The sequence below is a fragment of the Brachyspira pilosicoli genome (assembly GCF_036997485.1).
Lineage (GTDB): Bacteria > Spirochaetota > Brachyspiria > Brachyspirales > Brachyspiraceae > Brachyspira > Brachyspira pilosicoli_C.
This window is the reverse complement of the sequence record NZ_JAWLPU010000002.1, coordinates 199,965-216,052: the sequence shown is the minus strand read 5'-3', so window position 1 is coordinate 216,052 and position 16,088 is coordinate 199,965. Positions and strand designations below refer to the sequence as shown.

The following is a 16,088-nucleotide window of genomic DNA, read 5'->3' as shown; positions in this document are numbered from 1 at the left end:
AAATATTTGTTTAACTATAGGTAATAGTTAATTTTAAGGATATATTAATATGTTTATTAATAATAATTTTATTTTTGATTCAAATTACGAAAGCATTGATTTAGAGAAAGAAAAAGAAATAGTTTCGCATCTGCTTTCTAATGGTATATCTCTAAGCCGTGCTAATATTATAACAGATAAACTTTATTATAAGTTTCATAATTTGTATAACATAGTAAACTCTGATGAGAAAGAGCTTTTAAAAATTAAAGGGATAACTTCAAAAAAGATTTTTATACTAAAAAATATACCAATACTATTAGAGTATTATTTAAATAATAGTTTAAAAAGTGATATTTTAGAGTTCAAAAAAAAGGATTTAATAAATTATCTTATCATCAAATTCGGAAGACTCAAGTTTGAAACTTTTTCTATAGTATGTTTAGACATTAATAAGAGGTTTATTTCTATAGAACAAATATTTAGGGGGACTATAGATTCTGCCACTATTTACCCAAGAGATTTAGTAGAGAAGGCATTATCTTTAGGTTCCAGCTATGTTATATTATCACACAATCACCCGTCTGGAATAGCTAAGCCTTCCAATGCTGATATTGAAATAACAGAGATAATATATAAGGCATTTTTTATGGTCAACATTAGGGTTATAGATCATATTATAATAGCAGGTAATATTCATTATAGTTTTAGGGATAATGGTATATTAGATAAATATAAAGATAGTATAAAAGTAGGAGTATAATAAATGGATATAAACAATTTAAAGAAACATTTTTTTAAGAGTGTAGTATCAGATTGTAAAGATGAAAATAAAAATATTGATGATGATAATGATGAGCTATCTATTTTAACTCATATTGGAAATAGTATACGAGTTATAAGAAAATCCCAAAATAGAACTATATCATATATAGCGGAGATGGCACAAATGTCTCCAAAATATTTGCAAGGAGTGGAGGTAGGAAAAAGAAATATATCTATAACTAATTTGAATAAGATAGCTAAAGTATTGAATATACCTATATCTTTTCTTCTTTTTTCTAATTATGAAAATTCAGAAAATAACGAAAAGCTGCTATCTATTGTAATGAAATTAAAAGATTATTCTATTGAAGAATTGGAGAATATAGATAGTATTATAAATGATATAAGAAAGATTGAAGAATAGTTTTTAAATATTATGCTAACTATATTTAACATTATACCGAAATATTTTATATATTTATATAGTAAAAGATATTTTTACATATTATGTATATTTTAGTTTTTAATTATATATAAAAAATTTAGGGGAATTTTATATATGGCTACTAGTGATGCTTTTCTTCAAGAAGTTTATAAGAATGCAGTAGATGCGGAAGTTAATAAGAGGAGTCTTACTCTTTCAAATCTTTCTGATAACGCTAAAAATTATCAGAGACAAATATCTGCTTATGAAGATTTAAAAAACAGATTAAATATATTAACAACTACTTCTAAAGAATTGTATGGTTTTCGCTCTCCTTTTAAAAATTACGTTGGTACAGGAGAGGGGGTTCCAGATTATTTTACTGTATCTGCTAATAGACTTGCAAGCACAACTACTTATGATATAGAAATTAAAGAGTTAGCAAATAGTCAGAAATTCTCTTCAAAAGCATATAATATGAATGATACTCTTCCTGCTGGTGTTATTAAATTAAAAATAGCAGAAGATGAATATACTATAGATTTTGCAGGCGGAAGCTTAGTCAATTTACAAAAAACTTTAGAAAAAGCATTCGGTAAAAAAATAAAAACAACAATTACACAAAAATCAAGAAATCTTCAAGTTCTTACAATAGATTTAGTAAAAACTGGCTCTAAAAATATAGTGGAAGTTGTAAGTGATGATGCTGGTATATTAAAAGAGCTTAATATGTTTACAAGAAGACCTTATAGATATTTGGGTCATATATTTAATGAAAGTTTAATAAATAAATGGAAAGATGAATCTGATAATTTAACTACAAATTACATGATAAAGAATGATTTTATTGTGTTAAAGGGCGTAAATAAATTATCAATGCCTTTGCATAGAGAGGCTGAAGCTAATGAAAATATTACTATTTCGATTACAGCGAGGGCTTCTGATACTTTAGATGATGTTGCTGAAGAAGCTCCTATAATGCCTCCTACTGTTGATTTGTCTATACCTGATACAGGGCTTACTTTCAACAAAATAGATAGTGTAATATATAAAGATGTTGAGCTTTATGGAGAAGGTTTATCGCCAGCAGATAGCTCAAGAACTTTTGAGGATATAAAGAAATATAAAGAAGCACTCGAAGCAGAGAGAGCAGCTAAAAAAGATGTTGAAGCTGAAGCACCAGAAGCAATAGACGCTACAGGATTTAATTCTGAGATAATAGGAGTTAAATATATTAATAAAGCAGGAGATGAGGTTGAAAAATTCTTTGCTTTGCCTACTATTAGCTCTAGTTGGCAGAGATTGAATATACCTATAGGAAGTCAGTTTGAAGAGGGAGATGTTATTACTCAGGTAGTTCTTATAAATAAAAATGAAGGGTATAACATTTTTTATAAGGATTTATTAGTTGAAGATATGGGCAGAGAGGAGGATGCTCCAAACTATTTAATATCTGAGGCAACTGATGCGAGGGCTTCTGTTGATGGTATAGATGTGCTTAGTGAAAGCAATGAGTTTAAAGATGTTGTAGATGGTCTTAATATTACAGCTATAAAACCTACACCAGAGGCATTTGCTACTACTATAGAAGTAGATAAAGAGGGCGTAGTTGATGCTATAGTTAATTTTGTAAGTGCTTATAATGATGTCATAGATTTACTTAATGATACTACTCATATGCCTTTAAATAATGATGTAATGGAAAGTTTAGAGACTATGAGCAGAACCGATATGATAGATTTGGCAAATACATTAGGGGTTACTTTTGACCCTGAGCTTAGTGATACTGCTTTAAGAAAGAAATTATATTATATTGGTGTATTTAGCGGTAATACTTTAGTTAATAATATATCACAAAGAATAAAATCTATTATAGCTGCTCCTTATGAAACAGAATATGGTGAAGAGTTAGCTTTATTAGACCAGATAGGCATTAACAGAGGAAATGCTGGTGAGGATTGGTCTGTAGTTAAAAAAGGATATTTACAGATAGATGAAGAGAAGTTTATGAATAAAATAGAAACTCAAATGGACGGTATAGAAGAATTATTTGCTAATGATACTTCTGGAGATGATATACCGGACACTGGGGTTGCTTATGCTATGAATGACTTTGTAACACCTTATTCACAGACTAGGGGTATAGTTGAAAATACTATTGCTATGACAAAAACTCGTCTTGATGATAATAAAAAACGTATGGATGCAGAAAAAGATAGAATAGAAGAGTATAGACAGCAGAGATTAGCTTCCTACTATAGAATGCAGTCAGAATTGCAGCAGGCTGAACGTGAGAGAAAAAGACTTGAATCTATGCAAAACCAAAATAATAATGGCAATTAACTTTTTTTAATATTGCTTCCTATCTCACATATAAAGATTGCTAGTATTATAAAGAGTCCGCCTAAAATTGTTTTTAAATTAATAGTGTCTTGCATAAATATAATTCCGCATAAAGCACCTAAAAAAGACTCTAAACTTAGTATTATACCTGTTTTATGAGGAGACACATATTTTTGTGAAACAGTTTGAAGTAAATAAGCCATTGCAGTAGCTCCTAATGCTAAATATAAAAATGAATATATAGTTTCATTAGATAAAGCAGAAATATTTAATGGTGTTTTCGTTATAAAACCTAATATTAATGATATGCTTCCTGCAATTAATAATTGTAGAGAAGCCATTTTTATACCGTTTACTTTTGATATTATAGAGTCTATTAATACCAAATGAATAGCAAATGCTACAGCACATAATATCGCAAATAAATCACCCACTTTTATATTTTTTATTCCATCTACTGATGTGAGCAAATATAAACCTATTAATGTAATAAATGCTGCAATGAATGCTGCTATATGAGGTTTCTTTTTATATATTACCCAAGTTAAAAAAGGAACTAATATAACATAGGCTCCTGTAAAAAAAGCTATTTTTGATGCGGTTATAAATTGAGCACTAATTGTTTGAAGCCAAAATCCAAAAAATAAAGTTATACCAATTGGTAAAGTTAATAAAAAATCCCTTTTAGTTATAGTTCTTGTAATTTTAAAAAATATTAAAAATAAAAATACTCCGCCTATAAAATTTCTAAATCCAACAAGATAAAAAGGGGCAAGCTCATTTACAACAACTTTTACAGCAACAAAACTGTATCCCCATATTAAAGCAGTTAAAAAAAGTCCAATACTTCCTAATTTTTCTTTATTATTATTTTTATCTATCATAAAAGTCCTAATATCTTATTTTGATTTGTGATTAAAATATTTATTTATAGTTTACTTTGAATAAAATCTATTATGTTTTTATTCCCTTTATCTTTTGCTAAATTATATTCTTCTTGAAAATTATAATTTGGATAATTTATTTTATAGAAATTTATGATTGATTCACATATCTCAAAATTATTTTTTATTATAGCAATCTCTAAAGCATTATAATTATCAGAGTTTTTTTCTTTAATACAAACACCCTTAGAAAGTAAATAATTAACTACTTCTGTTTTTCCATTATCTGCTGCTATTATTAATGCCGTTTCCTTATTTTTACTTTTTTCTAATAATATATCAGGATATGATTTTAATGTATATTCAATAATATCCATATATCCTTTTGCACAAGCAAACATAAAAGGATTCCATCCATTTTTATCTTTTTCTTTTATATCCATCCCTTTTTGTATCAAATATTTTAATGATTTCAAATTATCATATATTACAGCCCACATTAAAAGGCTAATGTTTTCTTTTTTATTTTTTAAAGATAATCCGTTATATAACAAAAGCTCTATTATTGTTATATTTCCGCTCATAGTAGCATGAGCAAGAGCATTTCTTCCCAAATTATCTACCAATTTAACATTAGCATTATTGTCTAAAAGATTTTTTACTATTTCGATATCTCCAACACTTGCAGCATACATTAGCGGCGTTATATCATCATCATCCGGCATATTAATATCAACATTATATTTAATTAAAAGCTCAATAATATCTTTATTAGAAGTTTCTATGGCATATATTAAAGCTGATTTACCTTCATCGGATATGCCATTAGGCGATATTCCATTCATAAGCAAATATTCAACTACATTTTTATGTCCGCCAGAAGAAGCAAGAGCTATAGCTTTAGGAGCATCTTTTTTAGATGTGTCAAAAAAATACCTAACAATATCTAAATGCCCATTATGCGCTGCCGATATAAAAGCACTAGAAAATATATTCTCTTTTCTATCATCTTTTAATTTTGAATGTATATAATGTACAAGTGATAAATTACCGCTAATAGAAGCTGTTGTGAGGGCGTATCTCGGTATTTCTAATTTTTGTTTGTTTAATATATATTCTACTATGTCTATATTACCGCTTGATATTGCATAATGCAGAACATTCTCTTCATATATGTCGCATTCATCAAGTTTAGCCCCATTATCAACTAAAAATTTTACAGCCTCATAATTTGATAATTGGCAAGAATACATAATAGGTGTAATATGTACATCTGTTTTAGCGTTAATATCAGCTTTATTTTCTACTAACAATTTTATTATATCAGTATGATTAGAAGAAGAAGCATAATGCAAAGCCGTTGTATTGTTAACATCTTTTTTATTAACATCAGCATTATTTTCTATAAGTAGTTTTACTACATCATAATGACCATTAGCAGCTGCACTCATTAAAGGTGTTATAAATAATTTATCAGCCTTATTTACATCAGCACCTGCTTTTATAAACATTTCTACTATTTTTGCATAACCAAATTTAGCAGCATGCATTAAAGGAGTAAGTCCTAATACATTTTCTAAATTAATATTTATATCTTTATTTTTTAATAAAATTTCTAAAGCAAAAATATCATTATTAGCTGAAGCTTCATGTAATTCTATTTCTATTTCTCTCATCATAAATGAATATACCTTTAATTATTTCATTATATATTATATAATATATTATAAAAACATCAAATTATAATAATTTTTTATTTAGCTAATATATAAAAAATTATAGTAGCTATAGAACAATATATACCAGCACCTGCAATATCACATATAGAAGTTAATACAGGCGCACCGCTTATAGCAGGGTCTAATTTGCATTTAGTTAAAATAAAAGGCAAAGTTAAACCAATAATGCTTCCAATAAAAACTATACTAAACATAGATATGCTAACTATTATAGCTATTTCAAATCCTCCTCTTATAACTCCAAGTATGCTGGCACCCAATGCCATACTCAATCCTAATATGGAAGAAACTAACACTTCTTTTGAAAGTAAATATATCCAATCCTTTAATACAACATCTCCTATAGCAAGAGAACGTATAACTAAAGTTGCAGATTGACTTCCTGCATTGCCGCCGCTTCCTATGAGTAATGGTAAAAATGCAACTAACACTATATGCTTTTGTAATGTGTTTTGAAATATGCTTATAACACCGCCTGAAAATAAATTTACAAATACCAAAGCTAAAAGCCATAATATTCTTTTTTTGTACATTGTAAATATTGGCGTAATTTTTAAATTATCATCAAATTGATTGTCATCTGAAGTAATACCTGCCATCTTGTGGAAATCTTCTGTATATTCTTCTTCTGCAATATCTAATATATCATCTACAGTTACAATTCCAACCATAGAGTGTTTATTATCTATAACGGCTAATGAATGCAGATTATATTTTTTTATAATTTCTATGGCATTTTCTTTATCTTCATAAGCTAATATATATGGACAATTATTTACTATATCTCCTATAAGCGCCTTTTGTCTGCTAAAAAATAATTGTCTTAAAGCAATAGAGCCTATTAAAGTTCTTTTATTATCCAATACATATATAGTAGTATAAGTTTCTGCATCTTCTATATTGCTTCTAACATATTCAAAAGCCTCTTCAACTGTCCAATCAGGTTTTATGCTTATATATTCAGGTGTCATCATACGTCCAATACTGCCTTCTGGATATGATAACAACAAAGAAGCAATTTCTCTCTCTTCGCTTCCAAGCAATTTTAATATATTTTTAGACATATCTTCATCTATAGATTCTAAGAATGAAGTTCTGTCATCTGGGTTAATATTCTCAAGTAATTCTTTTTTTTTCTCATCAGTCATACTTTCTATAATATGCTGCTGATCTATAGAAACTAATTCCGGGAAAACTTTTATAGAATATTCTTTTGGAAGAGTTTTAAATATATTAATTTTATCTTCATTTTTTATAGAAGTGATTAAATCTGCAGTTTCAGCTTCTTGCCAGAGAGACAGTATTTCACTAATATCTTCCCATTGATTTTGTTCTATTAAGTCTTCTATTTCCGGCAACAATAATTCTTTTAGCATTTTTATTTTTCCAATTATTAATAATCACTAGAACCTACTAAATAAACTCCAATTTGAAAACCAAAGTCAAATGAAGATATATTATATCTTGAATAGTTTGGTATTTTTTGATTTATATTAAAATCATAATTAAAATATAGCCCAGCTGCTAATGCTGAGAAACTATTTAAATAATATCTAAAGTCTATTGTGAATTTTATATATGGTATATAGGCATTATAAAAGTTTTCTTTAATTTTATCGTAGTTGTAAGTAATTTTATTATCAGCATTTTGTATATTTGCCTGAAGCGGCAATTTTACTCCAGAACCTATTCCTAAAGATAAAAATAAAATTGATACTCTTGCCATTCCTCCAAGATTTAAAGTATCAAAATTATATGAAACAATACTTCCATTATTATCAGTATCTCTAAAGTTGTAAGAACTTCTATAATATCCAATATCAGCGAGTACATCTACACCAATGAGGCCTGAGAAATCATAAAAATATCCAGGCTGAAGTAATACTCCAAAATCAAAAGCTCCAGAAGATTTTAATGAATCAATTTTTTTACCATCAGAGGTTTTTATATCTGTAAAAGCAAAACTTCCAGTAAGAGGTACAAATAAAGCTGCTCCGCCGCCATGTCTTGCAAATGCTGTTGAAGTTAGTATGAATATTGCACAAAATAATACTAATAATTTTTTCATAAAACACTCTCTAAATAATCAACTATATATACTACTATATAATAAAACTATATAATGTCAAATTAATTATTTTTTATTATTAAACAACTTGTCAAAAATTTTTTATTATATTAGAATAGTTTTAAATAAATTAATTTTTACTTAGTTTTTATTATGAAAAAAATATATATTATTACAATACTTTTTTTAAATTTAAGTTTTTTATTATATTCGCAAGATGCAGTATCAAACGATTATAGTTTTACAAATCCTTTTCGTGTTTATGATGTTGATAAATATTATATTGGCTGGCAAGACCCGAGGGCTTTTATAGGAAGACTGCTTTTTGCAAAAAATTTTGATGTTAATAAAAACTTAATGGCTATGGATAATAATGCTAATTGGGATTTTAAATCTGTTTCTGTTTATATAGAGGGTAGGCTAGCTAGCGAGATAATGTTTTATAGGAATAAATATTTTTCTGTAGGTATGGGAGCAGGAATGGATATTTCTATACTTGGCAGAAACACAGGTCTTTTTGATGTTTATGATTTTGCAGGGCAGTTTGCAGTATTTGCAGATTTATGGCTTCAAAATATTGCTGGCATTAACATGAAGATAAGATTTATTCCTATGTATCATCAATCTACTCATTTGGTTGATGGGTTTAAGGGTGATTATACAATTAGAAGCGGAAGCAGCTATGAGTTTGCTTCAATTGCTGCATATTATTATATAAAAAACTTCACTGTATATTTAGGAACAGAACTGTCTTATAATGCTGTAGGAAATAGTCCTCAGCTTTTTAGGGTGCATACTGGTTTGGATTATAGATTACCTATTTATAAAGATATTATTAATTTTATAGCTGGCATAAATGGAGGAGCTATACTTGATAAAAAGGATAAGTTGGGACTTATAAAAGAGCCTTGGCATGGATATGTTAATATTGGGGTAGGTGTAGAGTTTTATAGATTTACCGTTGCTTTGAAATATGGATTTGGTAAACCGAGAGGAGCTTCAAGTTATTTTGGATACGAAAATAAGATAGGGCTAGAGATAAGTTTGATTTTCTAATCATAACACCCATACCGCACGCAGAGCAAAACTTAGAATATAAACTTTGTTATAAATTCAATTTAAATAAAATATAAAAATGCATCTACCGTGTATTTGGAATTTTTATATATTTTTTATATGGTATACCAAAACTTTTTATTTAATTTTTTTATAATAAAAAATGCTGACTTATTTTAAATTTTTGTTATATTATAATTATAGATCTTTGAAATAATATATTTATGCATGGTGATAACATGTGTCATGCCGTCATAAAAACATCGGATAATTATAATAGTATTATATTTTTAGCAATTGGAACTATGCCTTACCTATCAAAAATCTTTTTTATTTTTTATATAGGAGGTATTAATATGGAAATAATAGAAAATACTATAAATTTTATTACTTATTTAATTATAAGTTGTTGGCATGCATAAATATATTATTTCTATTTAAAATTGGAGGTAAATGGATTTTGAATTGATAATCATCACAATTAGTATTATGATACTATCTTAAGTTAATACGTAAATATTCCAAATTATTTTTAATTAAAAGTTAAATATATGTTTTAGTAAATAAATTAAAATGATTTTAAAATTTTATATATTAAATTTGTTTTAAAACTACTTGATAAAATTACTTGCATAATTATAAACATTCTATACGGTCTAAAAATCAACGTGCATTAAAAAGAACGCACAACAGCAGCTCAAAGTCACCACAAATAAAAAACTTAAAAATATCTTTGAAAAATATACTTGTTTAAGTATATATTATGAAAAAAATAAGTTTTTGAAAAAATAATATCTTTATTTTATTGAAAATAGATAAATATTTACTTATAATATTAGGACACTATTAATAAAATACTTAAGGAGTCATTATGTTAAAATCCAAATTTCTTTATATCTTTATTGTTTCAATACTAGTCATTTTTGTATCAATATCATGCGGTAAAAAACAAAGTGAAGATGGAGTTATAGTTTTAAAAGGATACAGCCAAATAGACCCAGTAAGTCCTCAGTATAGAGATGAAATGATGATAATAAGTAATTTTAACGCAGAACATACTAACATAAGAATAGAATGGGAATATGTAAGCGGGGAACCATATCACCAAAAATTCCAAGCTATGGCAGCAAGCGGAAACATACCTGATATATTTATAGTTTATTTAGGAAGCCGCTCTTCATATATTACAGATAGAGGTTTAGTTAAAGATTTAAGACCTTATTTAACTGATGAAATAAAAAACGAGTATATTGACCTTATATGGGAGCCTCAAGGTCCTAACGGAGAAATATATTTTATATCTCCTAATTTAGCAGTATCACATGTTATATATGCCAATAAAGCATTAATGGACGAATTAGGTTTAGAATTTCCAAAAACACAAGATGAACTTTTAGCTCAGGGTGAAAAAATCAGAGCTGCTGGATACACTCCTTTAGCTATAGGAAACCAAGCTGATTGGGTAATGAACTCATTATTTTTGTCAGCTTTAGTGGACAGATTCGGCGGAAAAGAATGGTTTGATAAAGCTATGAAAGGAGAGGCTAAATTTACAGATGCTAATTTTGTAAATGCTCTTAAAGTAATTGATACATTATCAAAAAATAAAATGTTTAATCCTGGCATGATTCAAATGACTCAAACTCAGGCATTGGAAGAATTTGTACAAGGAAAGGCGGTATATCTTATAGATGCAGGTTGGAGAATAAGTGCTATGAATAATATGATGTCTCCGGAAATGGTAGAAAATATAAGATTATATGTTTATCCTGAAATACCAGGTGAAACTGTTCATAATTCAAGTACTTCTACTTTAGGTGAAGGCTGGGGCATAAGCAACAAATTAAGCGATGAAGAGGCTAAGGCTGCTATGGAATTTATGCTTTATGTAACAGGTAAAGAGGCTGCAGAAATAAAAGCTAAAGGCGGACTCATTACTACTTATAAATTAGATTATAGTAATATAGAATTAGACCCTATTACTTCTAAATATGTAGAGTTTGTAGATAAAACTCCTATGGGATATATAATAGATGCTAAAATGGATGCTGAAGGAATGGGAGTATTAAATCCTGCTATACAATCTATGATACTTGGCGAAAAAACTCCTGAACAAGTTGCAGAGGAATATGAAAATTGGGTAGCTCAAAATGACAGTCATAGAGTAAAATAAAAATATATTACAAAAAAATAATAAATTTCATGGATTAAATTATGATTAATAGCAGAGAGAAAAGAATCGCTTATGTAGGATTTGTAGGACCTGCTTTACTAATATATTTACTCATTATAGTATTTCCTGTTGGTATGAGTTTTGTGCTGGGATTTACCAACTGGAAAGGCTATGGACCTTTAAATTTTATAGGTTTTGAGAATTATATACGTATGTTTAAAGATCCTATATTTCTAATGGGCATTAAAAATAACTTATGGATAATGTTTATATCTGTATGCGGACAAATTCCTTTAGGGCTTATTTTAGCATATATGCTCCATAGGAAGATGGTAAAAGGAAGTAAAATATTTGAAATTATGATATTTCTGCCTATAACTATATCGTCCATTATAGTAGCTTTAATGTGGTTTAGAATATTTTCTCCTATAGGAATCTTCCCTTATATAGTAAGAAAAATAACAGGAAATCCTGAATATGTTGTGAAAATATTTGAAAATAAAAACTGGGCTATTATACCTATACTTTTTGTATTATTGTGGCAGCATACAAGTTTATATATGGTTATATTTTTGGCAAATCTGCAAAGAATACCAAATGCCATTATAGAGGCTGCTGTTATAGATGGGGCGAATGAAACAGATATATTTCTAAAAGTTGTAGCTCCTCAGCTTGCAGGGGTTATATTCATTAATAGTATATTTGCTATATCTGGAAGCTTTAAAAGTTTTGATTTAATATATGCTATGACAGGCGGAGGACCTGCTCATTATACTGAAGTTATTGGTATTTATATGTATAATAATACTTTCGTTTATCAAAATTACGGATTTGGTGCTGCTATATCTATAGTGATGGTGTTATTTAGTGTTATTGTTATAGCAATTTCTAAGTTGCTTCTCAAAAGATATGAAGATTAAGAGGTGTTAAAAAATGGAAAAAAGAAAAAATAAAATAAATGATGCTCCATTAACTTGGAAAATACCTGCTTATATTATAATGATAGCTTTTACTATAATAACAATATTTCCTATAATATGGCTGTTGTATTCATCATTTAAGCCTCATGCAGAAATATTAGCTTCTCCATTATCATTACCTTCAAACCCTACTATTTCTAATTATACAAATGCTTGGGAAATAGGAAATATGGGAATAAGTATATTTAACAGCATATTCTATACATCAATTGCAACGGTATGTACTTTGGTGTTAGCAATGGCAGCAGCTTTTGGACTTACTAAATTTCCATATAAAAGCAATGGATTTTTTTACGGTGCTTTTACGGGAGGTTTACTAATAACTGTACATGCTGTTATAGTGCCTTTATTTTTAATGGAAAGCAGAATAGGAATAATAGATACAAGAATAGGGGTAATACTGCCGTATATAGCTTTCGATTTGCCTATGAGTGTATTGATAGCCTATTCTTATGTAAAGAGCATACCTGATGCTTTGATAGAAGCTTCTTTAATTGACGGAGCAAATTATTTCCAAATATTTTTTAAAATTATATTTCCATGTTCAAAACCTGTAGCAGCTACTATGGTAATACTCTCATTTTTAAGACATTGGAATGAGTTTATGTTTGTATTTATTTTAACAACGGGAAATGATAAAAGAAGTTTGCCTGTAGCTTTAAATAATTTTGCAGGAAGATTAAATGTTGAATATGGTATGCAATTTGCGGCTTTGGTTATTTCTATAATTCCTATGATAATATTTTATTTGATATTCCATCAGCAGCTTATAAAAGGCTTTGGCGAAGGAGCTTTAAAAGAATAATTTTATAATATAAAATAAGCGGTAATTATATTATATAAATTACCGCTTTATAATTTTAATAATTAAATTGTTTTATTCTAACGCTTCAAATATAGGTTCTTTTTCTTCTAATTCAACACATATACAATAATTTTTTTCTTTTCTAAGATCTTCAGGAAGTTTGATTTCAACAACTCCTTCTCCTTCGCATCCTATCAATGAATATGCCTCAAGTTTTCTTTTATCTCTCACTAAATAAGCACCTTTTACCTTATTTTTCATTTTTGAGATTTCTATAAAGTTTTTATATGTTAATACATGTATATATAATTTATAATCTTTTTGAGTAAAATCTCCCCATTGTAAATCATAAGGATAAAATGCTACTCTTTTACTTGCAAATATAGCTTCTTCATTTTCTTTAACATATTTTCCAACAGTGTCTAATATATCTATACTCTCCTTGGGAATATCTCCTAAAGCATCAGGACCAATATTTAAAAGATAATTTCCGCCTCTGCTTACAATTTTAAGAAGTATTTTTATTATATCATTAGCACTTTTCCAATTATGATCAGCCTTCTTAAAGCCCCAAGTATCATTTAATGTTGCTGGAATTTCCCAATCCCCTTCATACGAAAGTTTAGGTATATAATTATCTCCTGTTGTCATATATTCACCTATGTTGTTTCCTATTCTTCCGCTTACTATACAATTAGGCTGTATTGATTTCACTAAATCATATAAAGATTTACTTTGTTCTTCTGTACTTTCCATAGGAGTATCAAACCATACCAAAGCTATATCTCCATAATTTGTTAATATTTCTTTTAACTGAGGTTTTACTTTATGATCTAAATAATACTGATAATCTTTTTTAGAATTATCTTTTCCAGACATTAAACCATTAGGATCCTCCCAATCTTGAGCCTGAGAATAATATAAACCTAATTTTATTCCATGTTTTTCACAAGCCAATTGAAGTTCTTTTAATACATCTTTTTTATATGGTGTGGCATCAACTATATTATAATCGCTGCATTTAGAATGGTACATAGCAAAACCGTCATGATGTTTGGAAGTGAATACTATATATTTCATACCCCAATCTTTAGCTTTTTTCACTATATATTCAGCATCAAAATGTATAGGATTAAATTCTTTTGCAAGTTGCTTATATTCATCTACAGGAATATCAAAAGTATTCATAATCCATTCAGAAGCAGTATGAGTTATTTTTCCTTTATATTCACCTGCAGGTATAGCATATAATCCCCAGTGTATAAATAGTCCAAACTTTGCATCTTTAAACCATTGCTGTTTAGTGTCTTTCATTTTTTTCTCCTTAAAATATTTAGATGTAATTTTTATATTGATTCATTAAAAAATTATTTAGTATTTATTCTTTCAATTATCTGTCTAGCACATTCTTCCGGTGTATTTCCCAAAGCAAGCCCTTGTAAAGCATTACGTACTGTATCTATCATATGAGAATCGGGATCTATATTTTGGAGATCTGAACTTAAATTAGTATACTGTGCAAATATGTCTAAAACTTCTTCCATAAGAGGGTTATTAAGTTCGTTGTTGTTTTCTAATTTTACTGGCGGTATTGAAACAGAAACTTTATTTAATTCTTCAAAATATTCTACAGAAGTAATATATTTCAAAAATTTTACAGATGCTTCTATTTCTTCAGGTGTTTTATTAAGTTTTGAAATATAAAACATATCTGCTGCTCCGCCTTGAGCTTCATTTTTATATTCTTCATTTATATAAGGGAAACTCATAACTCCAACTTTATCATATATATCGGAAGACTCATACAACTCGCTTACATACCAAGATCCATCCCATATCATAGCAGATTGTTCAGATTCAAAATTAGCCTTTTCAGCATTATAATCTACACTTAAAATATCTTCTCCAAAATAATTATTTTGTATCATATCATATATTATTCTGTAACTTTCTATCATTTGAGGACTATCATAACTAAGAGTTCTATCAGCCAAATCTTTAGCAGCATTAACACCTAAAGATTTTATAACTATATTATTGTGAAAATGACCGAATCTTGATATATCCTTTTCTCCAACTTGAAAAGGCTTGATTCCTGCTTGTTTTAATTTTTTACAAACTTCTAATAATTCATCAAAAGTCTCAGGAACTTCAATATTATTATTTTTAAAAATTTCTTTATTATAATAAATTAATATTACATAAGATTTATAAGGCACTCCCCATATCCCATCTATATTTTCATATTTCAGATCTTTAAATAACGAAGAATAAAAAGAATTATACCATTGAGGATCTTCATCAAAATATTCTTGCAAATTAACTAAAGCATCAGAATCTATATAGTCTTTTACTCTAGAACCGCCATGTTCTAAAAAGATATTAGGTGTATCACCATTTGCAAAAGATACTCTTAATTTATCTAAGTAAGTTGCTTCTGTAGGAATATTATCTAATACTACTTTTATTCCTAAATTCATATTATTAAATTCTTCTACTTTATTCTTATAAAATAAATCATCAGGTCTATTTGAAGAATATCTGGCAGCAACACTAATAACTATATTTCCATTTTCATCTCTATTTGGTTCAGATGACTTACTACAGGAAATTAAAATAGAAAACAATAATATTAAAATAAAATATAACTTTTTCATAATTTTCCTCTATATTTTTTATTTTTTCATATTAATTATTATATTAAAAAAGATATTCATTTTCAAGAAAAAATAAAAAAATAATTATATTTTATTTATTTTTAATAAAATATGAAACACTATTAAATTAATTGAAATAATATAAAAAATAAATATTTAATTTAATAAAAAAAGATTTTTATAAGTTTGCAAAACAATAAGAAATTGTGTATAAT

At 27.6% G+C, this 16,088-nt stretch carries 13 protein-coding genes; 7 read left to right on the top strand and 6 right to left on the bottom strand.

What is annotated here, in order from left to right; genetic code table 11:
- Nucleotides 1-49: 49 nt before the first annotated feature.
- The 3 genes from R4I97_RS06295 to fliD all read left to right on the top strand — a co-directional run bounded on the left by R4I97_RS06295 (nt 50) and on the right by fliD (nt 3,511).
- Nucleotides 50-742, top strand: a complete 693-nt coding sequence (locus R4I97_RS06295; RefSeq protein WP_335784234.1) for a JAB domain-containing protein — start codon at nt 50-52, stop codon at nt 740-742.
- A 3-nt stretch (nt 743-745) separates the two neighbouring features.
- Nucleotides 746-1,168 carry a helix-turn-helix transcriptional regulator gene (locus tag R4I97_RS06290; RefSeq protein WP_335784233.1) on the top strand — a complete coding sequence of 141 codons (423 nt, stop codon included), beginning with the start codon at nt 746-748 and terminating at the stop codon, nt 1,166-1,168.
- A gap of 135 nt (nt 1,169-1,303) precedes the next feature.
- Nucleotides 1,304-3,511, top strand: coding sequence for a flagellar filament capping protein FliD (fliD, locus tag R4I97_RS06285; protein WP_335784232.1), 2,208 nt, complete (start codon nt 1,304-1,306; stop codon nt 3,509-3,511).
- Here fliD and R4I97_RS06280 read toward each other — a convergent pair.
- The 4 genes from R4I97_RS06280 to R4I97_RS06265 form a co-directional block, all read right to left on the bottom strand.
- Complete coding sequence (locus R4I97_RS06280; RefSeq protein WP_335784231.1) at nt 3,508-4,395, bottom strand: DMT family transporter; 888 nt, start codon at nt 4,393-4,395, stop codon at nt 3,508-3,510. The genes fliD and R4I97_RS06280 overlap by 4 nt on opposite strands.
- Nucleotides 4,396-4,439: 44 nt before the next feature.
- Nucleotides 4,440-6,074, bottom strand: a complete 1,635-nt coding sequence (locus tag R4I97_RS06275) for an ankyrin repeat domain-containing protein (protein WP_335784230.1) — start codon at nt 6,072-6,074, stop codon at nt 4,440-4,442.
- Nucleotides 6,075-6,148: 74 nt separating this feature from the next.
- On the bottom strand, nt 6,149-7,510 hold the full coding sequence (gene mgtE, locus R4I97_RS06270; RefSeq protein WP_335784229.1) for a magnesium transporter: 1,362 nt from the start codon (nt 7,508-7,510) through the stop codon (nt 6,149-6,151).
- Nucleotides 7,511-7,527: 17 nt separating this feature from the next.
- Nucleotides 7,528-8,202: a hypothetical protein gene (locus tag R4I97_RS06265; protein ID WP_335784228.1), complete on the bottom strand. Its 675-nt coding sequence runs from the start codon at nt 8,200-8,202 to the stop codon at nt 7,528-7,530.
- A 153-nt stretch (nt 8,203-8,355) separates the two neighbouring features.
- Between R4I97_RS06265 and R4I97_RS06260 the strand changes: the two genes are divergently transcribed.
- The 4 genes from R4I97_RS06260 (at nt 8,356) to R4I97_RS06245 (ending at nt 13,216) form a co-directional block, all read left to right on the top strand.
- Complete coding sequence (locus R4I97_RS06260) at nt 8,356-9,258, top strand: hypothetical protein (protein ID WP_335784227.1); 903 nt, start codon at nt 8,356-8,358, stop codon at nt 9,256-9,258.
- Nucleotides 9,259-10,129: 871 nt separating this feature from the next.
- Nucleotides 10,130-11,431 carry an ABC transporter substrate-binding protein gene (locus R4I97_RS06255; protein ID WP_335784226.1) on the top strand — a complete coding sequence of 434 codons (1,302 nt, stop codon included), beginning with the start codon at nt 10,130-10,132 and terminating at the stop codon, nt 11,429-11,431.
- A 41-nt stretch (nt 11,432-11,472) separates the two neighbouring features.
- Nucleotides 11,473-12,351, top strand: a complete 879-nt coding sequence (locus tag R4I97_RS06250; RefSeq protein WP_335784225.1) for a sugar ABC transporter permease — start codon at nt 11,473-11,475, stop codon at nt 12,349-12,351.
- A gap of 13 nt (nt 12,352-12,364) precedes the next feature.
- Entirely contained in the window at nt 12,365-13,216 is an 852-nt protein-coding gene (locus tag R4I97_RS06245) for a carbohydrate ABC transporter permease (protein ID WP_335784224.1), read from the top strand.
- A gap of 72 nt (nt 13,217-13,288) precedes the next feature.
- On the opposite strand, the gene R4I97_RS06240 is transcribed toward R4I97_RS06245, so the two are convergent.
- Together R4I97_RS06240 and R4I97_RS06235 are read right to left on the bottom strand one after the other, a co-directional pair.
- Complete coding sequence (locus tag R4I97_RS06240) at nt 13,289-14,560, bottom strand: alpha-L-fucosidase (protein WP_335784539.1); 1,272 nt, start codon at nt 14,558-14,560, stop codon at nt 13,289-13,291.
- A 23-nt stretch (nt 14,561-14,583) separates the two neighbouring features.
- A complete protein-coding gene (locus R4I97_RS06235) occupies nt 14,584-15,873 on the bottom strand; it encodes an ABC transporter substrate-binding protein (protein ID WP_335784223.1) in 1,290 nt (429 codons plus the stop codon).
- Between the last annotated feature and the right edge of the window lie 215 nt (nt 15,874-16,088).

What these genes read in the sequence shown, in the direction of transcription:
- R4I97_RS06295 (WP_335784234.1), top strand. Translation starts at nt 50, where the DNA reads ATGTTTATTAATAATAATTTTATTTTTGATTCAAATTACGAAAGCATT.
- R4I97_RS06290 (WP_335784233.1), top strand. Translation starts at nt 746, where the DNA reads ATGGATATAAACAATTTAAAGAAACATTTTTTTAAGAGTGTAGTATCA.
- fliD (WP_335784232.1), top strand. Translation starts at nt 1,304, where the DNA reads ATGGCTACTAGTGATGCTTTTCTTCAAGAAGTTTATAAGAATGCAGTA.
- R4I97_RS06280 (WP_335784231.1), bottom strand. Translation starts at nt 4,395, where the DNA reads ATGATAGATAAAAATAATAATAAAGAAAAATTAGGAAGTATTGGACTT.
- R4I97_RS06275 (WP_335784230.1), bottom strand. Translation starts at nt 6,074, where the DNA reads ATGATGAGAGAAATAGAAATAGAATTACATGAAGCTTCAGCTAATAAT.
- mgtE (WP_335784229.1), bottom strand. Translation starts at nt 7,510, where the DNA reads ATGCTAAAAGAATTATTGTTGCCGGAAATAGAAGACTTAATAGAACAA.
- R4I97_RS06265 (WP_335784228.1), bottom strand. Translation starts at nt 8,202, where the DNA reads ATGAAAAAATTATTAGTATTATTTTGTGCAATATTCATACTAACTTCA.
- R4I97_RS06260 (WP_335784227.1), top strand. Translation starts at nt 8,356, where the DNA reads ATGAAAAAAATATATATTATTACAATACTTTTTTTAAATTTAAGTTTT.
- R4I97_RS06255 (WP_335784226.1), top strand. Translation starts at nt 10,130, where the DNA reads ATGTTAAAATCCAAATTTCTTTATATCTTTATTGTTTCAATACTAGTC.
- R4I97_RS06250 (WP_335784225.1), top strand. Translation starts at nt 11,473, where the DNA reads ATGATTAATAGCAGAGAGAAAAGAATCGCTTATGTAGGATTTGTAGGA.
- R4I97_RS06245 (WP_335784224.1), top strand. Translation starts at nt 12,365, where the DNA reads ATGGAAAAAAGAAAAAATAAAATAAATGATGCTCCATTAACTTGGAAA.
- R4I97_RS06235 (WP_335784223.1), bottom strand. Translation starts at nt 15,873, where the DNA reads ATGAAAAAGTTATATTTTATTTTAATATTATTGTTTTCTATTTTAATT.